Source organism: Demequina sp. (genome assembly GCF_016278765.1).
Classification (GTDB): domain Bacteria; phylum Actinomycetota; class Actinomycetes; order Actinomycetales; family Demequinaceae; genus Demequina.
The window spans coordinates 1-22,390 of sequence record NZ_JADQBE010000039.1 but is presented as its reverse complement, the minus strand read 5'-3'; the positions used below and the strand labels follow the sequence as shown (position 1 = coordinate 22,390).

16 protein-coding genes, 1 tRNA gene and 1 pseudogene are annotated in these 22,390 nt (G+C 65.8%); 11 read left to right on the top strand and 7 right to left on the bottom strand.

Annotated elements, in window-relative coordinates:
• Positions 1-98: 98 nt before the first annotated feature.
• The 4 genes from QZZ29_RS07355 to QZZ29_RS07340 all read right to left on the bottom strand — a co-directional run bounded on the left by QZZ29_RS07355 (position 99) and on the right by QZZ29_RS07340 (position 5,569).
• On the bottom strand, positions 99-2,627 hold the full coding sequence (locus QZZ29_RS07355; RefSeq protein WP_291382341.1) for an ABC transporter permease: 2,529 nt from the start codon (positions 2,625-2,627) through the stop codon (positions 99-101).
• 6 nt (positions 2,628-2,633) lie between these two features.
• Positions 2,634-3,386: an ABC transporter ATP-binding protein gene (locus QZZ29_RS07350; protein ID WP_291382340.1), complete on the bottom strand. Its 753-nt coding sequence runs from the start codon at positions 3,384-3,386 to the stop codon at positions 2,634-2,636.
• Positions 3,387-3,548: 162 nt separating this feature from the next.
• On the bottom strand, positions 3,549-4,298 hold the full coding sequence (locus QZZ29_RS07345) for a response regulator transcription factor (protein ID WP_291382339.1): 750 nt from the start codon (positions 4,296-4,298) through the stop codon (positions 3,549-3,551).
• A complete protein-coding gene (locus QZZ29_RS07340) occupies positions 4,295-5,569 on the bottom strand; it encodes a histidine kinase (protein WP_291382338.1) in 1,275 nt (424 codons plus the stop codon). The genes QZZ29_RS07345 and QZZ29_RS07340 overlap by 4 nt, the downstream gene beginning before the upstream one ends.
• 130 nt (positions 5,570-5,699) lie before the next feature.
• On the opposite strand from QZZ29_RS07340, the gene QZZ29_RS07335 reads away from it, so the two are divergent.
• Both QZZ29_RS07335 and QZZ29_RS07330 read left to right on the top strand, forming a co-directional pair.
• Positions 5,700-10,175, top strand: a complete 4,476-nt coding sequence (locus tag QZZ29_RS07335; protein WP_291382337.1) for an FtsK/SpoIIIE domain-containing protein — start codon at positions 5,700-5,702, stop codon at positions 10,173-10,175.
• A gap of 47 nt (positions 10,176-10,222) precedes the next feature.
• The gene (locus tag QZZ29_RS07330; RefSeq protein WP_291382336.1) at positions 10,223-10,522 is read left to right on the top strand and encodes a WXG100 family type VII secretion target; all 300 of its coding nucleotides are present in this window, start codon (positions 10,223-10,225) and stop codon (positions 10,520-10,522) included.
• Positions 10,523-10,533: 11 nt separating this feature from the next.
• Here the strand turns inward: QZZ29_RS07330 and QZZ29_RS07325 are convergent, their stop codons facing one another.
• The 3 genes from QZZ29_RS07325 to QZZ29_RS07315 form a co-directional block, all read right to left on the bottom strand.
• On the bottom strand, positions 10,534-11,370 hold the full coding sequence (locus tag QZZ29_RS07325) for an ABC transporter permease (protein ID WP_291382335.1): 837 nt from the start codon (positions 11,368-11,370) through the stop codon (positions 10,534-10,536).
• On the bottom strand, positions 11,367-12,224 hold the full coding sequence (locus QZZ29_RS07320) for an ABC transporter ATP-binding protein (RefSeq protein ID WP_291382334.1): 858 nt from the start codon (positions 12,222-12,224) through the stop codon (positions 11,367-11,369). The genes QZZ29_RS07325 and QZZ29_RS07320 overlap by 4 nt, the downstream gene beginning before the upstream one ends.
• A 75-nt stretch (positions 12,225-12,299) precedes the next feature.
• Complete coding sequence (locus QZZ29_RS07315) at positions 12,300-13,511, bottom strand: pyridoxal phosphate-dependent aminotransferase (protein ID WP_291382333.1); 1,212 nt, start codon at positions 13,509-13,511, stop codon at positions 12,300-12,302.
• A gap of 191 nt (positions 13,512-13,702) precedes the next feature.
• Between QZZ29_RS07315 and QZZ29_RS07310 the strand changes: the two genes are divergently transcribed.
• The 9 genes and pseudogenes from QZZ29_RS07310 to QZZ29_RS07270 form a co-directional block, all read left to right on the top strand.
• Positions 13,703-13,775, top strand: a tRNA-Trp gene (locus QZZ29_RS07310).
• 37 nt (positions 13,776-13,812) lie between these two features.
• Complete coding sequence (secE, locus tag QZZ29_RS07305) at positions 13,813-14,079, top strand: preprotein translocase subunit SecE (RefSeq protein WP_291382332.1); 267 nt, start codon at positions 13,813-13,815, stop codon at positions 14,077-14,079.
• Between the two features lie 26 nt (positions 14,080-14,105).
• A complete protein-coding gene (nusG, locus tag QZZ29_RS07300; RefSeq protein ID WP_291382331.1) occupies positions 14,106-14,930 on the top strand; it encodes a transcription termination/antitermination protein NusG in 825 nt (274 codons plus the stop codon).
• Between the two features lie 77 nt (positions 14,931-15,007).
• Positions 15,008-15,439 carry a 50S ribosomal protein L11 gene (rplK, locus tag QZZ29_RS07295; RefSeq protein WP_291382330.1) on the top strand — a complete coding sequence of 144 codons (432 nt, stop codon included), beginning with the start codon at positions 15,008-15,010 and terminating at the stop codon, positions 15,437-15,439.
• 65 nt (positions 15,440-15,504) lie between these two features.
• On the top strand, positions 15,505-16,200 hold the full coding sequence (gene rplA, locus QZZ29_RS07290; protein ID WP_291382329.1) for a 50S ribosomal protein L1: 696 nt from the start codon (positions 15,505-15,507) through the stop codon (positions 16,198-16,200).
• Between the two features lie 341 nt (positions 16,201-16,541).
• Complete coding sequence (gene rplJ / locus QZZ29_RS07285) at positions 16,542-17,063, top strand: 50S ribosomal protein L10 (protein WP_291382328.1); 522 nt, start codon at positions 16,542-16,544, stop codon at positions 17,061-17,063.
• Positions 17,064-17,117: 54 nt separating this feature from the next.
• Positions 17,118-17,501, top strand: coding sequence for a 50S ribosomal protein L7/L12 (gene rplL / locus QZZ29_RS07280; RefSeq protein ID WP_291382327.1), 384 nt, complete (start codon positions 17,118-17,120; stop codon positions 17,499-17,501).
• Between the two features lie 502 nt (positions 17,502-18,003).
• On the top strand, positions 18,004-21,477 hold the full coding sequence (gene rpoB / locus QZZ29_RS07275) for a DNA-directed RNA polymerase subunit beta (protein WP_291382326.1): 3,474 nt from the start codon (positions 18,004-18,006) through the stop codon (positions 21,475-21,477).
• 14 nt (positions 21,478-21,491) lie between these two features.
• Positions 21,492-22,390, top strand: a pseudogene (locus QZZ29_RS07270) (DNA-directed RNA polymerase subunit beta'); the annotation flags it as partial.

The following is a 22,390-nucleotide window of genomic DNA, read 5'->3' as shown; positions in this document are numbered from 1 at the left end:
GCGGACTTTCAAGAAGCCGCATAACCCCGTGTCCACTGAACGGGGTCAGGGCCAGTCCGAGCCCTCCGTGCGGTGGTTGCCTCAGTGCAGGCGATCGCCTATCCGTCGGCCGCGATGGCCTCGAGGATGTCGAGCTTGGATGCACGCCAGGCGGGCCAGATGGCGGCCAGGACCCCCGCGATCATGGACAGCACCGTGTAGACGGCGATCCAGATCCACGGCACCACCACTCGCTCGAAACCGTACTCGCCGAGCGAATCGACGAGTGCCGCGCCCAGGCCGACGCCCAGGATGATTCCGAGGATCGTTCCGAAGACAGCCATCACGACGGACTCGAGCGTGATCATGCCCCACACGGCCTTGCGGGTCACACCCACGGCCCGCAACAGGCCGATCTCGCGGGTGCGCTCCGTGACCGATAGCAGCAGGGTGTTGGCCACACCCAGGATCGCGATCAGCAGGGCGGCGCCCAGCAGACCGGAGATGACGCCCAACAGGATGTTGAGCGCTTGGTTGAAGAACTGCTCGATGTCACCAGGTGATTGCGGCTGGACCAGCGGGAAGTCCGTCTTGAGATTCTCCGTGACTGCGTCCGTGGTGGCCTGAATGTCCGCGTTCTCGTCAAAGTTGACGAGAGCTTGGAAGATCGTCGGGTCCGACTCCAGCCGCTGACCCACTGACCAATCGACAAGGAACGCTTGGTCGCCCTCGTTGAGGTACAGGCCAGTCACCGTGAGTGTTTCAGTGCCGTCTGTGCCCTCAAGGGTGATGGTGTCGCCCACGCCGTAACCCAAGGCCGTCAAGCCCGAGTCGATGAACACGCCGTCGCCGAGGTCGCCGATCGGCCGGTCGATGTTGATGTCGAACAAGCCGTCGAATATTTCCGCGTCGATGATGCTGGTGGCGTAGGTCTCGCCGTCGAACGTCGTGCTCGTCACGGCCAAGCGGGCCACCGCGTCGACGCCGTCGGTGCCGGCGATCACGTCAATGGCGCCTTGAGGGATGGGCCCCCCCGTCGGCGGAACGAGGAGTTCCGCCTGGTTGGTGGCGAACTGGGAGGTGAACGTGTCCTTCAGCGACTCGGTGAACGTCGCCACCAGAGCCAGCAGCATCACGCCGATCATCAGCGCCGCGGCCGTGTTGGCCGAGCGGCGAGGTTCGCGGTGGATGTTGTTGGCCGCAAGCTTGCCGTTGACGCCCCACACCTTAGTGAGCGCTCCGCGCAACCCGTAAGCGAGCGGCACGATCACTTGCGCCGCGAGTAGCGTGACGCCGAGCACGACCAGCACGGCGCCGGCGCCTACCCACCAGTACGGCTTGGGCGGAGTGGCATAGAGGCCGAACAGTACGGCCGCCACACCGAGTAGCGCCATCGCACCACCCACGATGTTGCGCACCACGAGCGACTTCTTGCCCGCGGTGCCGGCCTCACGCAGCGCCTCCATCGGAGAGATGCGAGACGCGTGAATGGCCGGGAGGAGAGCGGCCACGACCGTGACGGCAATGCCGAGCGAGTAGCTCCACAGCAGCGCCTTCCCGGGCAGCAGAAGGGGTCCGAGGATATTGCCACTGAAGATCTCGACGATCGCGCCTCCGGCAAGGGCGAGGCCCCAGCCGATCAGGACGCCGAACGTGGCTCCCACGAGGGCGACCACGATCGATTCGACGAGGATGGAGTTGCGGATCTGAGAGCCCTGCGCGCCGATCGCTCGGAGCAGCCCAAATTCGCGGGTGCGCTGCGTCACGATGATCCTGAACGTGTTGACGATGATGTACGCCCCCACGAACAGCGCCACCAGGCCGAAGATCAGCGCAAAGACGTCGATGATGTTCAGCGCGTCATTGAAGGAGTCAACCTGTTCCGCGATCTTGTCTTGTGAGGTGATCGCGCGGGTGCCTTCAGGCAACAGTGGTGTGATCGCCGCAGCGATCGCATCCGGGCTGGCGCCATCTACCGCCACCACCTGGACGTCGGTGTAGCCCTCAAAGCCGCCCGCAAGGCCCCGGATGGTGGCCTCGTTAGCAAAGAGGAGGTTGGCAGTCTGCAATTCGTTGTTGTCTCCGAAGCGGATGGATCCGGTGACGGTGAGTTCCTTCACGCCCAACCTGGTGGCGACCTTGACGGTGTCGCCGGGCGCCAGGTCGAGCTTGGCGTACGTGTCGACGTCGACGACGACCTCGCCATCCGCAGCGGGAACGACGCCGTCGATGATGGTCGAACCGTCAATCTCGGGGATACCGGACCACCGGTAGATGAGAGTGGGAGCGCCCTCACCGAGCGGTCCGTCGCCGTCGGCGTTGAGGACCTGACCCTCTTCGTATCCGACGGTGCCCTCGGCGAACTTCACGCCGTCGATCTGCCGGATGGCGTCGACGTCGGCAGCGGTAAAGAGCGCGTCGGTGCCGTCGGCGCCAAAGTCTGCTTGGTCGCCTTCGGTGGGGGCGGGCTCGGCGATGACGTCGACCGAGCCGTAGATGTCACCGAACAGGTCGGTGAAGCCGCGCGACAGCGCGGACGTAAACGTCAGCGTCGCGGACACGAGCGCGACGCCAAGGGCGACGGCGAGTGCCGTGAGAATAAGTCGCTTGGGGTGATGCCGAACCGACTTGAGAGCAAGTCTGAGCATCGGGTATCAGTGCCCCATCTGCTTCATGCGGTCGAGGACCTTCTCGGCGGTCGGCTCGCGCATCTCGTCGACGATCTTGCCGTCTTCGAGGAAGAGGATGCGGTCGGCGTACGACGCGGCGGTCGGGTCGTGCGTGACCATGACGATGGTCTGGCCGAACTCCTTGACGGCGCGGCGCATGAATCCGAGAAGTTCGGCGCCCGAGCGCGAGTCGAGGTTTCCGGAGGGCTCGTCGGCGAAGATGATTTCGGGCCGGGCCACCAGCGCGCGGGCCACGGCGACGCGCTGCTGCTGGCCGCCGGACAGCTCTGCGGGCAGGTGCGTCAGGCGGTCGCCGAGTCCGAGGATGCGGATGATCTCGTCGAACCATTCCTTGTCGACCTTCTTGCCGGCGATGTCCAACGGGAGGGTGATGTTCTCGCGACCGTTGAGCGACGGGATCAGGTTGAAGGACTGGAAGATGAAGCCGATGTAGTTGCGGCGGATCTCGGTGACCTGCGCCTCGGAAAGCCTCTGGATCTCCGCATCGGCGATGAGCGAGCTCCCGGCGGTCAGGCGGTCGAGGCCCGCGAGGGTGTGCAGCAGGGTCGATTTGCCGGAGCCGGATGGGCCCATGATGGCGGTGAACTCGTGGCGCTTCATGTCTACGCTGATGCCATCGAGCGCGCGCACCGCGGTGTCGCCGAAGCCGTAGTCCTTGTATCCGTCTCGCATCGACGCCGCGATGGGCGTCTGCACGGATGCTTCCATGGCGGTCATGGGGTGGTGCCTTTCGTGAGGGTGTTTCAATGATGCCGGAATCAGTGTGACGACTCAGGGGCTCGCGGGGCATCGGCCAATGGGAGGGTTGTTGCGGATCGTCCCTTCGGACGATGCCAGGGAAACCCCGAGGCATGTCCCCCACGCGGTGTGGGGTCCAGGCTATGGACGGGGTATCACGATGCCGGAGTCGTAGGCCTCGACGACCGCCTGGACGCGGTCGCGCACTCCCAACTTGGTCAGGATGTGGCTGACGTGCGTCTTGACGGTGGTGCTGGAGACGAAGAGTTCCTTCGCGATTTCTTGGTTCGACATTCCACGTGCCATAAGTTGGAGCACTTGCACCTCGCGGTCCGACAGGTCGCCGATGGCCTCGGGGCTGGGGACGTGGTCCGCCGGCGCTGCGGAGGCGTCGGCCGGTCCCACGTCAGTCGCGACCATGGCCGCGAGCGGCGCGGAAGCCTGCCCCGCCTCGTCCGCGCCCTTGACCGGTCCACGCGCGAACTGTTCGATCACGCGGCGCGTCACCTCGGGGGCTAACAGCGCCTCGCCTCCAGCGACCACACGCACGGCGTTCACCAGGCTGTCGCCGTCGGCGCTCTTGAGCAAGAAGCCGGAAGCGCCGGCGCGAAGGGATCCGTAGAGGTACTCGTCGTCGTCGAACGTGGTGAGGATGACGACGCGCACGTCGGGGGCGACCCTCAGCACCTCACGGGTCGCCGCCAGGCCGTCCATTCCGGGCATGCGGATATCCATCAGGACCACGTCGGGCCGGTGCTCGGCCACGCCAGCGATGGCCGCCTCGCCCGAGGCCGCCTCGCAACACACCACGATGTCGTCTTCCGACTCGAGGATCATCTTCAAGCCGACGCGCACCATCTGCTGGTCGTCGACCAGGCCCACTCGGATCACGGCCCCTCCTCCTCGCGCTTCGCGCGCTGCGCCCCGACCTGATCGTCAGAGACGGGGAGCCAAGCGTGTACCCGATAGCCGCCACCCCTTCTGACTCCCAACTCTATGTGCCCACCGAGTGCAGCCACGCGCTCCTTCATGCCTGCCAGTCCGTTGCCCCCCGGGGACAGGACGGCGTCAGAGATGACTCCTCGTCCGTCATCCTCGACCGTGACCGCCACGGCGTCTCTGCGCCGACGTACCGTCACGGTGGCGGTGGCGCCCGGCCCTGCATACTTGAGCGCATTGGTCAGGGACTCTTGGATGATGCGATAGGCGCTGAGTTCAACTCCGGCGGGCACGTGGCTCGTGCCGGTGATCGTCAGGCGTACGGGCAGCCCCGAGTCCTCCACTTGCTTGACCAGGGCCGGGATGGCCGCGAGGGACGGCATGGGGGCGAGATCGTCCTGATCGGTGGTGCCCACCAAGGCGGGCTCCCGGGTGCGGCCGGTGAGTTCGGCGGCCTCGTCCTCCAGCTCCCTCTGAGAGGTGCGCAGCACGCCGATCATGCGCTGCATCTCGGCAAGCCCCTTGCGACCCGAATCGGCAATGGTGGCGAGCGCGTCCGCCACGTCGGGATCGGTCTTGGCAATGCGGCGTCGCGCACCTTCCGCCTGCAATGTCATGACCGTCATCTCGTGGGCGACCACGTCGTGAAGTTCACGCGCGATGCGGGCGCGCTCGGCGCGCACGGCGTCCGCCGCAGCGGTGCGTGCGGCCTGTTGGCGCCGCTCTGCGGACAATTCGAACGCGGTGAGCCTCTCGCGTCGGCGTCTTTCAGTGAGTCCAAACAGGATCGGCAGGATCACGCCGAGCGCGACTGTCATGGGAGCGGTCCATGGGACGTAGTCGGTGGCGACGGCGCCCACCCACGTCCACGTAAGAATGACACCGCCTGCCGCGCCGCCGTGCACGAAGGCCTGGTGGCGCGGCAGCGAGGCCCCCACGGTGTACAGCGCCACGATCAACGGGAAGAACGAGGCATCGGCGGGATACCCGACGCCTGCGGTCACAAAGAACACCGCCGTGACGATCCACAGCACCGTCCGCGGCGCGACCGACCGCCACGCGAGCGGCAACGCCTGTGCGACCACCAGGATGTAACCCCAGGTATCGAATTCTCGGTACTCCAGTTCGACATTGTTGGCGACGGCGTGCGCAGACAGGAGGGCCAGGAGGGCGAACGCGGCGGCGATGCCCGCATCGCCTCCGCGCTTCCACCGAGCCGTCATGGACGTAAGGCTAGACCGGCCGGGGCGGTCAGCACATCGGCCACGCGAACGACGTTTTCCACAGATCGGACGCCGCCCCGCACGGGCGGTTGCGCGTCGGCCATAATCCCGTTGGCGGGGGGAGGGGCGTATGGCACTCAAGCTCAGTCTGGCCACGGCGGACGGGTCTCACGCGAAACTTGCGATCACGGCCCCGCAGGGCGCCACGGTGAGAGACGTTGCGGCGCAACTCTTTGCCGCCGATCCGTCGCGCTCGGGCGCCCAGGCTCCGGAAGACCCGACGCTGCTCGTCACCCCGCTGTCCTCAGGTCCTGACGCGGCGCCGAGACCCGTCGATGGTGACCTTGATCTCGACTCCTCAGGCATCCGTTCGGGAGACCACATCGACATCATCCCGTCCGCGCACGCGGCCGAGCTGATGGGTCCGCGAATCGTCGCAACCGTGACCGTCGTGGAGGGGCCCGATGCGGGCAAGACCTTTGCGCTGGGCGCCGGTTCTCACACCATAGGTCGAGACCTGGACGCGTCCGTGCGCCTGTCTGATGCCATCGCGTCGCGGCGCCATGCCCGACTGCTCGTAGGCGAGTCACTCGAAGTGGTCGACTTGGGATCCACGCGGGGCGTGGCGCTGGGAACGGCATACGTCACCCGGGCGACCTTGTTACCCGGGGACCGGGTAGAGGTCGGCGCGACGGTGCTTGAGGTGTCTCGGTCCGAGGCGATCCATCACGTGGTTCCCGCCACGCCCACGGCGCCCGTGACCCGATCACCACGAGTGCTGCCGCCGCTGCCACAGCGGGCGGTGGAGTTACCTCAACCGCCCGCGCCGCCTACGCCGCGCCGATTCCCTGGCGTCGCCCTCCTGACGCCCATCGTCCTGGGAACCGCGATGTTTGTGATCACGGGCAGGGTCCTCTCGCTGCTCTTGGTCGCCATGGCTCCCGTGATGATGATCGGCACGTGGTGGGACTCGCGACGCGTTCTCAGGCGGGAGCTTCGCGACGCCACCGTCGCGTTCGACTCGTCCCTTGGTGAGGCGCGGCGTGAGGTCGAGTCCGCCCACGTCGCCGAACGCGAGGCTCGCACGGCCCGCTCGCCGAGCCTCGGCGAGGTGAAGGAGTCGATCAGCACTCTCTCGCCGTTGTTGTGGACCACACGCCCCGAGCATGACGAGTTTCTGGTGGTGCGGGTCGGGGTGGGCGACTCCCCGTCCACGGTCGGCGTCGTCATGCCCACGCGCGGCGAGTCGTACCCCGGCTTCTGGCGTCGATTGCAGGACGCCGAGGACGCGATGAGGAACGTGTCATCGGTGCCGATCACGGTGGACTTGCGTCGGTCGGCCAACGTGGGACTGGCCGGGCACGTCCTCAATATCCGCGCAGTGGCGCGCGCGATCCTGACGCACCTGGCGGGGATGCACTCGCCACTCGAGGTGGTGGTGGTGGCGTTCGCGTCACCCGCCTCGGGTCGAGACTGGGCGTGGTTGTGGTGGCTCCCGCACTGCGCGTCGCCCGTGTCTCCGGTGGGCTCGGATCACCTCGCCGACTCGCGAGAAGGGTCTGCTCGGCTGCTCGCCGAGCTCGAGGGCATCGTCTGCGCGCGTCACGGCGCCGACATCGCGGATGTGGTCCCGGAGCCACGATCCGACGTGAGCGGCGCGGCGCCGAAACCTCCGCGATTGCCCGCGATCGTGGTCGTCGTCGAGGATGATGCGGTGGCGGACAGAAACCGTCTGATGCGGTTGGCGGAGAAGGGACCCGACGTCAACGTGCACCTGGTGTGGCTCGCGCCGAATCTTTCCCGGGTCCCGGCCGCATGCCGCTCCTTTGTCGAGGTGCATGGCGACGGGTCCGCGATGGTCGGCCACGTGCGCCGCGGCGGGTGCGACGAGCCGGTCGCCCCCGATTCTCTGTCACTGCAGGAGGCCACCGACGCGGCACGCAGACTCGCATGTGTGGAAGACGCGGGCGCCGTCGTGGCGGGCATCGCAGGCATTCCGTCCGCGGTCTCCATTCTCGAACTTCATGGATTCGATGCGCTCGATCCGGCGTGCCATGAGCACCAGTGGCTGCGGGACACGGCCCCGGCGGCCAGATCTCGGCGGCCGTTCTCGCTACGCGCGTTGGTGGGTCACTCGGGCGACGGCCCCGTCTACCTCGACCTCAAGACGCAGGGTCCTCACGCCCTGGTGGGAGGTACCACCGGAGCGGGCAAGTCCGAGTTCCTGCAGACGTGGATCCTGGGTATGGCGGCGGCCCATGGTCCGGACCACGTCACCTTCCTCTATGTCGACTACAAGGGCGGCTCCGCATTCTCGGACTGCGTCAATTTGCCCCACTCCGTAGGGCTCGTCACGGATCTCACGCCGCACCTTGTGGAGCGCGCACTCACATCGCTGCGTGCGGAGTTGCGCTACCGGGAGCGACTGCTCGCAGCAAAGGGGGCCAAGGACCTCGAGACCCTCGGCAGGTTGGGCGTTGCCGACGTTCCGCCGAGCTTGGTCATCGTCATCGACGAATTCGCGGCGCTCGTCAAGGAGGTGCCCGATTTCGTCGACGGCATCGTCGACATCGCCCAGCGGGGACGGTCACTGGGACTCCACCTCATCATGGCCACTCAACGCCCCGCGGGAGTGATCAAAGACAGCCTTCGCGCCAACACCAACCTGCGGATTGCCTTGCGGATGGCCGATGAGGCGGACTCCTCCGACATTCTGGGGGTGCGTGATGCCGCGCACGTGGATCCATCGCTCCCCGGTCGCGTCTTGGCGCGCACGGGTCCGGGCCGTGTCGACACCTTTCAAGCCGCGTACGCGGGCGCGTGCTCGACCGCCGAAGCGGGTCCCCCGCCACTCGATGTTCACGAAGCCGCCATGGGCACGGTGGCGGCGTGGCACGTTTCTCAGGTCGCCGTGCCAGCGCACGCTGAGGGCGAGCCGGACGCTCGGCGGATGGTCCACGCCATGCGCCAGGCGATGACGCGGCTGGGTGCGCCGTCGCCACGTCGCCCATGGCTCGACGAGCTGTCTGAAACCTACGACCTTGCTGACCTGGCGGGCCGTGCGCGCTCGCGAACGGGAGTGGTCTTTGGTCTTGTCGACAACCCGTCGCGTCAGGAACAGCACCTTGCCGTGTATGAGCCCGACCGGGATGGCAACCTGGTGGTGCTCGGTGGCTCCGGTGCTGGCAAGTCGACGGCGTTGCGAACGATTGCCGTGGGCGCGACACTCGGCTCAGGAACGGCTCCCGTGCAGATCTATGGCCTCGATGCCGCAAGCGGCGGGCTCGAGATGCTCCGGCCACTGCCGCACGTCGCAGACGTCGTCGGCGTCGATGACGGCGAACGGGTTGGCCGGATGATGAAGCGGCTGGCGGACCTGGTTCGGGAGAGATCCACTCGATTCACGAACGTGCGGGCTTCGAACCTGATCGAGTATGGCGAGACCGCAGGCGTGCCGCCTCTGGCGCGCGTCCTGCTACTCATCGACGGGTACGGCGTGTTCCAAGCGGAGTACATGAACGAGCCTGGTCGACACCAGGCGTTCGCCGACTTCCAGGAGGTGCTCGCACAGGGGCGCGCAGTGGGAGTGCACGTGGTGATGTCCGCCGACCGCGTCGGCGCGCTCCACACCTCCACCCAAGCGTTGGTGTCGCGCACGGTCGTCTTGCGACTCAACGACGACAACCATTACGGAATGCTGGGCCTGGGCAAGACCGGACTCGGTGCGCAGTCGCCCGCCGGTCGAGGCGTTGACGTGACGACTCGACTGGAGCTGCAGGTGGGCGTGTGGGGTGGCAATGGGCGCGTCAACGAGCAGGCGAAGGCCATCGAACTCCTCGCGGCCACGGCCCGGGTGGATCCGGATCAGCGCCCGCCCACGATTCCGCGCATGCCTGTGCTGGTCAATGGGTCCGCCATGCCCACCCACGTGGATGGACTGCCAGTGCTGGGCATCGAAGAGGTCAGCCTCGAGCCGCGGGGTTTTGGCCTCGACCGGTCCATCATGATCGCGGGCCAGGCCGGAACGGGGCGCACGTGTGCCATGGCATGGATGGCCACGGCGATCTCTCGGGCCTTCCCCCGGCGTCACATCGTCCACCTGACGCAGCGTCGCACGAGTATCGGCGCCCTGCCCTGTTGGTCGGACTCCTTCAGTGGAGCATCGGCCGGGGCGGAATTTCTTGCGCGGTGGGGCGCCGAGTTGAACAGGCCTGCCGACGGAGACGCGCAGATGGTGGTGTGCCTGGAGAACGTCCAGGACTTCGGCGTGTCGATGAGCGACGGACCGCTGGTGCAGGCGATCAGGCAGGCGCGCCGGCAGGGCCACCTCATTGTTGGCGAGGCCGACGTTCACGGCTGGGGTAGCGGGCCGCTCGTTGCGGAGTTGAAGGGCGCGCGGCGCGGGTTGCTGTTGGCTCCCGAAGGGGCCGACGCCCAGATGCTGTTCTCGGCGGTGACGCCTCGCCAGCCACGGTCCGCCATGCCTGCTGGGCGCGGGGTGTGGATCGACTCGGGTCGAGTCGAGACGGTGCAGGTCCCCCTCGTGGATGGGCGGTTATCCCCAGAATCTGACGCGGACCCGAACCAGCGGCGCAGGCCCCGCTAGGTTCGGAACCAGCCGCCATGGGGGTGGCGACGAAAGGAAGAATCCCGATGGCGAATCTCAACGTCACCTATGACGATCTGCGCAACGCTGGCAATCACCTCATCAACGGCAAGGGCGACCTCGAGAGTCGACTCATGGAACTCAAGGCCCTGATCGACAACCTGGTGTCCGGCGGCTACGTGACGTCCGCATCGTCGGGCGCGTTTCACGAGCAGTACGCGCAATTCACACAGTCGGCCACCGCGGCGGTCTCGGCGCTTGATGGACTGAGCGGCTTTCTCAGGCAGGCCGCTGATGCCTTGCAGCAGACCGATGAGGCGCTCGCCAGTTCAATTCGCGGGCAGTAGGTCAGCGCGAATCAGTTGTCGTCGTGTCGCATCCAGCGGAACGTGCGCACCGCGATCGCGAGGCCAGCGATCGCCCACGCCGCGAGAACGATTGCCGTGACGGGGTGCTCCCACGAGGACCGCACCTCTTGCGACGCGAAGATCTCCGGCAGGAACACGGACCGCATGCCCTGGGCGAGCCACTTCAGGGGGAAGAACTCCGCAAAGGTCTGGAACATGGTCGGCAATTGAGAGAAGACAACGAACACGCCTGAGGTGAACTGCAGCACCAGCACCACGGGTGTCAGGATGGCGGAAGCCGCCTTCGCGTTGCGGAGCAGCGACGACGTCGCGATGCCCCACGCGACCGATGCCGCCGTGCCGAGTGCGAACACCCACGCGAACGTCCACCAATGGCCCGCATCGGGCGGCAGGGACACCCCGTACATCGCGACGCCGAGGCCGACCAGAATCGCCAACTGGACCACCGACACGAACACGACTTGAGCGAGCTTGCCGGCGAAGTATGCCGTCGGCGGCAGGGGAGTGGCGTGGATCCGTTTGAGCGCATCGGCATCGCGGTCGATCGCGATCGAGATCCCGAGCGACTGGAAGCCGGTGTTGAGGATACCGGTGGCGATCATGCCAGCCAGGAAGTACTGGGCGAACGTGACGCCGGTGTCGCCGAGCTCCTGACCGCCGAAGATCTGACCAAACAGGAGCAGAAGCATGATGGGAAACAGGAAGACGAAAACCATCTGTTCGCGCGTGCGCAGGAACTCCTTGAGTTCAACCCGCACGCGGTCGATGGCCATGCTGGTCCAGGTCGGGGCCTCGCGTGTGTTCGCGGTGTCAACTGTGGCGCTCACGCGTCGCTCTTCCCGTTCTGCTCGTGGATCAACTCCAGGTACACGTCTTCGAGCGACGCGTGGACGACGCTCAACCTGGGAATCTCGCCTCCCAGGCGTTGCGCGATTTCCACCACCAGTGCGGTGGGAGCCACGGTGGATTCGGTGCGGTGCTCGCCGTTCTCAATCCACGACACGGTGCTCTCCTGGTTGAGGGCGCGGAGGGCTTTGGGGGTGTCGAGCGCGATCATCTTGCCGTTCGCGATGATGCCGATGCGGTCGGCGAGGTACTCCGCCTCGTCGAGGTAGTGCGTCGTGAGCAGGATGGTCGTCCCGTCTCCGCGTAGCCCCTCAATGAGGCCCCAGAACTGTCGGCGTGCCTCGGGGTCAAATCCCGTGGTGGGTTCGTCGAGGAAGAGAAGTTCCGGGCGGCCGATCACGGCGAGCGCCACGTCGAGCCGGCGTCGTTGTCCTCCCGAGAGCGTCTGCGGCTTCGCGCCCGCCTTGTCGGTGAGCCCCACCGCCTCCAGGGTCTCGTCGACGTCGCGAGGGTGTGCGTAGAGACGCGCGGCGTGCGTGAGCGCCTCGCGAGCGGACAGCATCGCGCGATCCGATGTCGACTGGAGCATGACTCCGATGCGCTCGCGGAACCGGCGATCGGCGTGCTGGGGATCGACCCCCAACACGCGCACATCGCCGGCGGTGCGCTTGCGGAACCCTTCGAGGATCTCCACCGTGGTCGACTTGCCGGCGCCGTTGGGTCCCAACAGCGCGAACACCTCGCCAATGGGGATGTCGAGGTCGAGCCCGTCAACGGCGCGCTTGTCGCCGTAGTGCTTCGTGAGCCCAGAAGCGGTGATGGCCGATGTGCTCATACGGCGAGGATAGTGGGCGTCACCCGAGGGCTCCCATCGTTCGCGCGGCCGATGCGCACCCTGATTTCGGCGAACCTACTTCGCCTCACCCAACAGCTTCTGCATCCGCGTGACGCCTTCCTCCAGGTCGTCGTCGCCTAGCGCGTAACTGAGCCGCAGGTACCCGCTGGGTCCGAACGCCTCGCCCGGAACCACCGCCACTTCGGCCTCATCGAGGATGATCGCCGCGAGGTCCGCGCTGGACGTGATGCGTCGCCCGCGCAGCGTCAGCCCCAGCACACCGGAAACGGAGGGGTAGGCGTAGAAAGCACCCGTCGGGGTCGGGATGGTGATTCCGTCGATCTCGCTCAACATCGACACCATGGTCTTTCGCCGGCGGTCAAAGGCGGCGCGCATCGCGTGAACGTCGTCCAAGCCGCCCTCGAGGGCCGCGATCGCCGCGCGCTGAGACACGTTGGCGACGTTGCTGGTGAGGTGAGATTGGAAGTTGGCGGCGGCCTTCGTGACGTCCGCAGGCGCGATCATCCAGCCCACCCGCCAGCCGGTCATCGCATACGTCTTCGCGACTCCGTTGATCACGATGGCCTGGTCGGCCAGGTCGGGCACGGCACGAACAATCGGGCTGAACGTGGCGTCGTCGTACGTGAGGTGTTCATAGATCTCATCGGTGATGACCCAGATACCGTGCTCAAGGGCCCACTCGCCGATGGCTTTGGTCTGCTCGGGCGAGTACACGGCGCCGGTGGGGTTGGACGGCGAGCAGAACAGCAGGGCCTTGGTCTTGTCGGTGCGCGCCCGCTCCAGCTGCTCGACCGAGACCAGGTAGCCCTGGTCTGCGCCCGCGAACACCTCGACGTGGGTTCCGCCGGCAAGGGAGATCGCCTCGGGGTACGTGGTCCAGTACGGCGCGGGAAGCACCACCTCGTCGCCGGGGTCGATGATCGACGCGAAGGCTTGGAAAACGGCCTGCTTGCCACCGTTGGTGACGATGACGTGGGCGGGGTCGATCTCGTAGCCGCTGTCGCGCAGGGTCTTCGCGGCGATCGCCTGCTTGAGGTCGGGGAGACCCGCAGCGGGCGTGTAGCGGTGGTTTCTGGGGTCACGCGCGGCCTCGATAGCCGCCTCGACCACGAAGTCCGGTGTGGGGAAGTCAGGCTCACCTGCGCCAAACCCGATGACGGGTCGGCCCGCGGCCTTGAGGGCCTTAGCCTTGGCATCGACAGCCAAGGTAGCGGAGGGCGCGATGGCGCCGAGGCGGGCAGAGACGCGGCGAGCGGGTGCAGTCATGCGTGACATTGTTCCACTTCACGCTACGGGTCCGATGCGGTCGTTCGCGTTCGGACCGCAAACCGCGTAACATGGCACTTCGGCGATTGACAGAAGCCATGATGACTCGCGCCCAAAATGCGGGCCATCGGATGCCCTCACGTGGGGTCGGCTGTCCGTTGAGAACCACCTGGGGTTCACAACCACCCCGAAGGGCAGTGGCGCAATTGGTAGCGCATCGGTCTCCAAAACCGACGGTTGGGGGTTCGAGTCCCTCCTGCCCTGCGTAGAGCGGGACTTCCCGCACCACACAAGCAAAGGAATGAGCAAGGTGAGCGAATCTGCAGTGACGGATTCCGGAGAGCGGGACCCACGCCACGAGGAGCGTGAAGGTCTCAATATCTTCGGACGCATCGCGTTGTTCGTGCGCCAGGTGATCTCCGAGCTCCGTCGCGTGGTGACGCCCACGCGTGAGGAACTCATCAACTACATCTGGGTCGTGCTCGGATTCGTGGGCGTCATGATGGCGCTGACGTTCCTGCTCGACCTCGGCTTCAACTCGCTGACCAAGTGGGTTTTCGGCGACTAGCCGAGTAGCCAGACGAAAGGAAAGACGTGAGCACAGATCCCCACGACGCCGTCGAGACCGTCGACGACGCCGAGGTCGCGCCCGAGCAGGTTGCGCCCGTGGACGACGTTGCCATCGACGACGCTCCAGTGGACGCGGTGGTCGACGGCGATGACGACACCGTGCCCTCCGAGCCCGCAGCGGCGATCGAGGAGGACGCGCTCACCACGACCGACGAGCCTTCGGTCACCGCCGACGTTGAGGAAGAGGTCGACCCGAAGGTCGCCTTCCGGTCCTCACTGCTGATGCAGGACGGCGACTGGTACGTCGTCCACAGCTACAGCGGTCACGAGAAGCGCGTCAAGCAGGCCATCGAACACCGCGTGGTGAGCCTCAACATGGAGGACTACATCTTCCAGGTCGAGGTCCCCATGGAAGAGGTTGTCGAATACAAGAACGGCCAGAAGAAGCAGGTCACCCGCGTACGGATGCCCGGCTATGTGCTGGTGCGCATGGAACTTGGCGACGCCTCCTGGGGCGCGGTGCGCAACACACCCGGCGTGACCGGCTTTGTGGGCCACGCCCACCAGCCGGTGCCGCTTACACCTGACGAGGTCTACTCGATGATGGCCCCTTCGGCGCCCGGATCGTCGGCCGCGGACGCGGGCGGCGACTCCGGCTCCGGTCCTCAGGTCGAGCTCGACTTCCACGTGGGAGAAGCGATCACGGTCACCGAGGGCCCGTTCGCGACGCTTCCTGGCACGATTTCCGAGATCAGCGTGGAGAGCCAGAAGCTCCACGTCCTCGTTTCCATTTTCGGCCGCGAAACTCCGGTCGAACTCTCGTTCGCGCAGGTTCAGAAGATTGTCTGAGCGGTACTGACCAGCGAGAACGAACCACTCAGGCGGTGTGAGCCGCCACCACTTACACAGAAGGACCCGAAAGACCAATGGCACCCCCGAAGAAGAAGGTTGCCGGCCTGATCAAGCTCCAAATTCAGGCTGGTGCCGCAAACCCGGCTCCTCCCGTCGGCCCTGCACTGGGTCAGCACGGCGTGAACATCATGGAGTTCTGCAAGGCCTACAACGCGGCGACCGAGTCGCAGCGAGGCAACATCGTCCCCGTGGAAATCACGGTGTACGAGGACCGCAGCTTCACGTTCATCACCAAGACCCCACCCGCGTCGCAGCTCATCAAGAAGGCTGCTGGCGTCGCGAAGGGTTCGGGCGTTCCGCACACCAACAAGGTCGGGTCGCTGACCCAGGCTCAGGTGCGCGAGATCGCCGAGATGAAGAAGGATGACCTCAACGCGAATGACATCGACGCCGCCGCCAAGATCATTGCTGGCACCGCGCGTTCGATGGGCATCACCATCAAGTAACTGACACACCCCAGTGGGAGGGCCAGCGCTGGCCCGTCACCACGACTTCGAGAAAGAAGAAGCACATGAAGCGCTCCAAGGCCTACCGCGATAGCGAACAGCTCATCGACAAGAGCCAACTTTACAGCCCCATCGAGGCGGTTCGCCTCGCGCAGAAGACCTCGTCCAAGAAGGCTGACTCGACCATCGACGTCGTCTTCAAGCTCGGCGTCGACCCGCGTCACGCGGACCAGATGGTCCGTTCCACCGTCATCCTGCCGCACGGCACCGGCAAGACCTCCCGGGTTCTGGTCTTCGCCAACGGTGACAAGGCAGACGCCGCTCGTGAAGCGGGCGCCGACATCGTCGGTGGCGACGAACTCATCGAAGAGGTGCAGAACGGCCGTCAGGACTTCGACGCCGTGGTGGCCACGCCCGACCTCATGGGCAAGGTGGGACGCCTGGGCCGCGTGCTCGGTCCCCGCGGCCTCATGCCGAACCCCAAGACCGGCACCGTCACCATGGACGTGACCAAGGCCGTGTCCGACATCAAGGGCGGAAAGATCGAGTTCCGCGTTGACAAGCACGCCAACCTGCACACGGTGCTGGGCAAGGCGTCGTTCGGCGACCAGAAGCTGCTCGAGAACTACCAGACTCTCCTCGACGAGGTGCTGCGTTCCAAGCCTTCCGCATCGAAGGGCAAGTACATCCTCAAGGCCGCAATCTCTGCCACGAACGGCCCCGGCATCCCGCTGGACGCCACCGCCAAGGCCGAGGCGTAGAGCTTCGCGCACAGCGCCACACGAGTGCCCGGTTCCCCTTGGGGACCGGGCACTCGTGCTTCCGCACGGGCCGCGACGATGCGCGTTTGCGCGGCGCCGACGCCGTGCCGTATGCTTGCCAGGCCCAAGACCGCCGGTCGTCGGGCCCGGGAAACCGGGAACGGCCGAAGTTCCGCACCAGCGGAGACCAGCGCAGGAGAAGTTGACGGCGCCTCGCGCGCAGACTTTGGGCGGCCCACGTGGCCGCCCTTCGTGTGTGCGCATGAGGCCCCCAGCCCCGCCTGCGCGGGGCTTTTTCGTTGTGTGGGGCGGGCCCGGTGGTAACTAAAGGAAGGACAACTATGGCGACGCCAGACAAGGTGGCGACAGTCAAGGCGCTTGCGGACCAGTTCCGTGACGCAACGGCCGTCTACGTCACCGAGTACCGCGGCTTGTCCGTTGCTCAGCTCAAGCAGCTGCGCAAGGGACTGAGCGGTACCGCGACCTACGCGGTCGTGAAGAACACGCTTGCGGCGCGTGCGGCCAAGGATGCCGGCTTGGAGGGTCTTGAGGACCTCTTCGTCGGTCCCACGGCCATCGCATTCGTCACCGGTGACCCGGTGGAGGCTGCGAAGGGTCTTCGCGACTTCTCCAAGGAGAGCGACAAGCTCGTCCTCAAGGGCGGCATCCTCGAGGGCAAGTTGCTCTCCGCAGCGGATGTCTCCATGCTCGCGAGCCTCGAGTCTCGTGAGGTGCTGCTTGCCAAGGCGGCCGGTGCTTTCAAGGCATCGCTGTTTGGTGCGGCGTACCTCTTCCAGGCACCCCTGTCTCAGGCGGTGCGAACCGTCGACGCCCTGCGCGAGAAGCAGGAATCCGCAGCCTAAGGCTGCACCCCACACCACACTGCTTCCCGCAGGTAAAGAGAAGAGGACATCATCATGGCGAAGCTCACCACCGAGCAGCTTATCGACGCATTCAAGGAGCTCACGCTCATCGAGCTCTCCGAGTTCGTGAAGGCCTTCGAGGAGACCTTCGAGGTTACCGCCGCCGCTCCGGTTGCCGCCGCCGCTGCCGCTCCGGCCGCTGCCGCCGCCGAAGAGGTCGAGGAGAAGGACGCGTTCGACGTGGTCCTGACCGTCGTTGGCGACAAGAAGATCCAGGTCATCAAGGAGGTGCGTGCCCTCACGTCCCTCGGTCTGGGCGAGGCCAAGGCTCTCGTCGACGAGGCCCCCAAGACGATCCTCGAGGGCGCCAAGAAGGACGACGCCGAGAAGGCCAAGGCTCAGCTTGAGGCCGCCGGCGCCACGGTCGAACTCAAGTAGTTCGCACTACCAGCCACGCGCGCACGGGTCGGGTCACCTTCGGGTGGTCCGGCCCGTGTCGTTTCGGGGCAGGTGCCGTTGCTGCACCACCGCCGGTCTCACCGAGCCGAGGTGCATCGTCCGACGCTACGAACCGCCGGCCAAGGCGACATGCCGCGGGCGTGCCGCATGACGGCGCGGAGGTGGCGTGTCGGAAATCAATACGGTTCGGGGAGTAGCGTCCGTGGGACCGCACGGCGGTGGGGTGCATGTGGCTCCTGCGCAGAGTCGTCCCCGGACGCGCCGAGGCCAGCCTCGACGGCCAGGCCGGGCATCGTCTATCGTCGCGCGCTTGACGAACATGGCAACCACGACTAACGTAGGAGGTTGCGCTGTCTATTGCCCTGCCCTCATATGCCTACCTGGCGAGCGTCCACTACCGAAGTGATGATGCCCCAGGATCCGGTGGAGCCGAGGCTCAGGCAACGCGGAACCGATCCATCGTCATGGGAAGGACGACCCCTTGGCTGCCTCGCGCACCGATTCCGCTTTCGCCAACCGACCCGCCTCACGCCGCGTTTCATTCGCTCAGGTCTCTGAGCCAGTTGAGGTTCCTAACCTCATCGGGCTGCAGACCGAGTCGTTTGACTGGCTGCTGGGCAACAAGGCTTGGCAAACCCGTATTGAAGCCGCACGGAAGGCAGGTCGTAATGACGTGCCGGAGGTTGCGGGACTTCAGGAGATCTTCGAAGAGATCTCCCCGATTGAGGACTTCGGACAAACCATGTCCCTGTCCTTCTCGGACCCCTACTTCGAGGATCCTCGCCACACTCCGGAGGAGTGCAAGGAGAAGGACTTCACCTACGCGGCACAGCTCTTTGTCACCGCGGAGTTTATGAACAACACGACGGGTGAGATCAAGTCTCAGACCGTCTTCATGGGTGACTTCCCGCTCATGAGCCCCCGCGGCACGTTCATCATCAACGGCACCGAGCGCGTCGTCGTGTCCCAGCTCGTCCGCTCGCCCGGCGTGTACTTCGAGTCCACGGCCGACAAGACGTCCGACAAGGACATCTACACGGCGAAGATGATCCCATCGCGCGGTGCCTGGCTCGAGTTCGAGATCGACAAACGCGACACCGTCGGCGTTCGCGTCGACCGCAAGCGCAAGCAGTCCGTGACCCTATTCCTGAAGGCCCTTGGTCTGTCCGACGAGGACATCGCCAAGGAATTCGCCGAGTACCCCTCGGTGCTCGAAACCCTCGAGAAGGACACGGTCCACACGCAGGACGAGGCGCTCGTCGACCTGTACCGCAAGCTGCGGCCAGGCGAGCCGCCCACCGTCGAGGCAGGGCAGAACCTGCTCGACAACTTCTACTTCAATCCCAAGCGCTATGATCTGGCGAAGGTGGGCCGCTTCAAGCTCAACAAGAAGTTGGGCGTTGCCAAGCCGCTGAACGACTCGGTGCTGGGCGTCGACGACATCGTCGCAACCGTCAAGTACATCGCCGCCGCACACGCCGGCCACAAGACGCTCAAGGGCGCGAACGGCGAGGTCGTTGTCGAGACTGACGACATCGACCACTTTGGCAACCGTCGCATTCGCGCGGTGGGCGAGCTGATTCAGAACCAGATCCGTACGGGCCTGTCCCGGATGGAGCGCGTGGTCCGCGAGCGCATGACAACTCAGGACGTCGAGGCCATCACGCCGCAGACGCTGATCAACACGCGTCCGGTGGTCGCCGCCATCCGCGAGTTCTTCGGAACCTCGCAGCTGTCGCAGTTCATGGACCAGAACAACCCGCTCGCGGGCCTGACCCACAAGCGCCGCCTGTCGGCGCTTGGCCCGGGCGGTCTGTCCCGCGACCGCGCAGGCATGGAAGTGCGCGACGTTCACCCGTCGCACTACGGCCGCATGTGCCCCATTGAGACCCCTGAAGGCCCGAACATCGGCCTGATCGGTTCGCTCGCTTCCTTCGGTCGTATCAATCCCCTCGGCTTTGTTGAGACGCCGTACCGCAAGGTCGTCAAGGGCAAGATCACCGACCAGGTCGACTACCTCACGGCAGACGACGAGGACCGTTTTGTGATCGCCCAGGCCAACGCCCAGGTGGATGACAAGCGTGGCTTCCTTGAAGAGCGCGTCCTTGTGCGCGCCAAGGGTGGAGAGGTCGACTTTGTCGCGCCGGAGGCCGTCGACTACATCGACGTGTCGCCTCGCCAGATGGTGTCGGTCGCCACCGCGCTGATCCCGTTCCTCGAGCACGACGATGCCAACCGCGCCCTCATGGGTGCGAACATGCAGCGCCAGGCCGTGCCGCTCGTCCGCTCCGAGGCGCCGCTCGTCGGCACCGGCATGGAGCTGCGTGCGGCGGTTGACGCAGGTGACGTGGTCGTGGCTACCAAGCCCGGCGTCGTCACCGAGGTCAGCTCCGACCTGGTCACCGTGGCGAACGACGACGGCACCACGGGTTCGTACCGCATCGCCAAGTTCCAGCGCTCCAACCAGGGCACCAGCTACAACCAGCGCGTCATCGTTGACGAGGGCACACGCCTGGAGGTGGGCGCGGTCATCGCCGATGGTCCGGCCACCGATCAGGGTGACCTCGCCTTGGGCAAGAACGTCCTCGTGGCGTTCATGTGCTGGGAAGGTCACAACTTCGAGGACGCGATCATCCTGTCGCAGCGCCTTGTCCAGGACGACACCCTCTCCTCGATTCACATCGAGGAGCACGAGGTTGACGCCCGCGACACCAAGCTGGGCCCGGAAGAGATCACCCGCGACATCCCCAACGCCTCCGAAGAGGTGCTGGCTGATCTCGACGAACGCGGCATCGTCCGCATCGGCGCCGAGGTGCGTGCTGGTGACATCCTCGTGGGCAAGGTGACGCCCAAGGGCGAGACCGAGCTCACGCCCGAGGAGCGCCTGTTGCGCGCGATCTTTGGCGAGAAGGCACGCGAGGTGCGCGACACCTCGCTCAAGGTCCCTCACGGCGAGCAGGGCACCGTCATCGGTGTCCGCGTGTTCACCGAGGAGGACGGCGACGACCTTCCCGCGGGCGTCAACCAATTGGTACGTGTCTACATCGCTCAGCGACGCAAGATCCAGGAGGGCGACAAGCTCGCCGGCCGCCACGGCAACAAGGGCGTCATCTCGACGATCCTGCCGCAGGAGGACATGCCGTTCCTTGCGGACGGCACCCCGGTGGACATCATCCTCAACCCGCTCGGCGTGCCCGGCCGTATGAACGTCGGCCAGGTTCTCGAGACCCACCTCGGGTGGGTTGCTCACGAGGGCTGGGACGCTTCGGGCGTCAAGGAAGACTGGGTCAAGGCGGTACCGGCAGGGTCGATCATGGCCGAGCCGGGTACGCCCGTGGCCACGCCGGTGTTCGACGGCATCTCGGAGCAGACCATCACCGGCCTGCGCTCCGTGACGAGGCCGAACCGCGATGGCGACCGACTGCTCGACGCGACCGGCAAGACGCGCCTGTACGACGGGCGTTCCGGTGAGCCGTTCCCCGAGCCGATCGCGGTGGGCTACAAGTACATCTTGAAGCTCCACCACCTGGTGGACGACAAGATTCACGCCCGCTCGACCGGACCGTACTCGATGATCACGCAGCAGCCGCTTGGCGGTAAGGCCCAGTTCGGCGGCCAGCGATTCGGTGAGATGGAGGTGTGGGCCCTTGAGGCGTACGGCGCCGCCTACGCGCTGCAGGAGTTGCTCACCATCAAGTCCGACGACATCATCGGTCGTGTCAAGGTCTATGAGGCCATCGTCAAGGGCCAGAACATCCCGGAGCCTGGGCTCCCAGAGTCGTTCCGTGTGCTCATGAAGGAGATGCAGTCGCTGTGCCTGAATGTCGAGGTGCTCAACGCGGAAGGCCAGCTGGTCGAAATGCGTGAGTCCGAAGACGACGCTTACCAGGCCGCCGAGTCACTCGGCATCTCTCTGTCCAGCCGTCCCGACGCCTCCAGCGTCGACGAGATTTAAGGGGAGCCGCACTAGTGCTCGACGTGAATGAATTTAGCGACCTGCGCATCGGCCTGGCCACCGCGGAAGAGATCCGCGGTTGGTCACACGGTGAAGTGAAGAAGCCCGAGACGATCAACTACCGCACGCTCAAGCCCGAGAAGGACGGCCTGTTCTGCGAGAAGATCTTTGGCCCGACCCGCGACTGGGAATGCAGTTGCGGCAAGTACAAGCGTGTCCGCTACCGCGGCATCGTCTGCGAGCGCTGCGGCGTCGAGGTGACCCGTTCCAAGGTGCGCCGTGAGCGCATGGGCCACATCGAGCTCGCCGCTCCCGTGACGCACATCTGGTACTTCAAGGGTGTGCCGTCGCGACTTGGCTACCTGCTGGACCTCGCCCCCAAGGACCTGGAGAAGGTCATCTACTTCGCGGCCTACATGGTCACCGAGGTTGACGAGGACGGCCGTCACGAGGACCTGCCGCAGCTGCGCAACGAGTTGGAGCAGGAGAAGAAGCAGCTGGTCAACTCCCGCGATTTCGGGATCAACGAGCGTGCCGAGAAGCTCGAGAAGGACCTCGCCGAACTCGAGGCCGACGGCGCCAAGGCCGACGCCAAGCGCAAGGTCAAGGACGGCGCCGAGCGCGAGATGGCTAACATCCGCAAGCGCTTCGACGCCGAAATTGAGCGTCTTGATGCGGTGTTCGACCGCTTCGTGGGGCTCAAGGTCCAGGACCTCGAGGGTGACGAGCTGCTGTACCGCGAGCTCTCCCGCCGCTACGGCAACTACTTCAAGGGCTCGATGGGCGCTCAGGCGATCCAACAGCGATTGAAGGACTTCGACCTCGTGGCCGAGGCTGAGAGCCTGCGCGACACCATCACCAACGGCAAGGGCCAGCGCAAGACGCGCGCGCTCAAGCGCCTCAAGGTGGTCAA

Coding starts and splice junctions, on each gene's coding strand:
- rplA (WP_291382329.1), top strand. CDS start 15,505: ATGAAGCGCTCCAAGGCCTACCGCGATAGCGAACAGCTCATCGACAAG.
- rplJ (WP_291382328.1), top strand. CDS start 16,542: ATGGCGACGCCAGACAAGGTGGCGACAGTCAAGGCGCTTGCGGACCAG.
- rplL (WP_291382327.1), top strand. CDS start 17,118: ATGGCGAAGCTCACCACCGAGCAGCTTATCGACGCATTCAAGGAGCTC.
- QZZ29_RS07330 (WP_291382336.1), top strand. CDS start 10,223: ATGGCGAATCTCAACGTCACCTATGACGATCTGCGCAACGCTGGCAAT.
- secE (WP_291382332.1), top strand. CDS start 13,813: ATGAGCAAGGTGAGCGAATCTGCAGTGACGGATTCCGGAGAGCGGGAC.
- QZZ29_RS07350 (WP_291382340.1), bottom strand. CDS start 3,386: ATGACCGCCATGGAAGCATCCGTGCAGACGCCCATCGCGGCGTCGATG.
- QZZ29_RS07340 (WP_291382338.1), bottom strand. CDS start 5,569: ATGACGGCTCGGTGGAAGCGCGGAGGCGATGCGGGCATCGCCGCCGCG.
- QZZ29_RS07335 (WP_291382337.1), top strand. CDS start 5,700: ATGGCACTCAAGCTCAGTCTGGCCACGGCGGACGGGTCTCACGCGAAA.
- QZZ29_RS07320 (WP_291382334.1), bottom strand. CDS start 12,224: ATGAGCACATCGGCCATCACCGCTTCTGGGCTCACGAAGCACTACGGC.
- QZZ29_RS07315 (WP_291382333.1), bottom strand. CDS start 13,511: ATGACTGCACCCGCTCGCCGCGTCTCTGCCCGCCTCGGCGCCATCGCG.
- rplK (WP_291382330.1), top strand. CDS start 15,008: ATGGCACCCCCGAAGAAGAAGGTTGCCGGCCTGATCAAGCTCCAAATT.
- QZZ29_RS07355 (WP_291382341.1), bottom strand. CDS start 2,627: ATGCTCAGACTTGCTCTCAAGTCGGTTCGGCATCACCCCAAGCGACTT.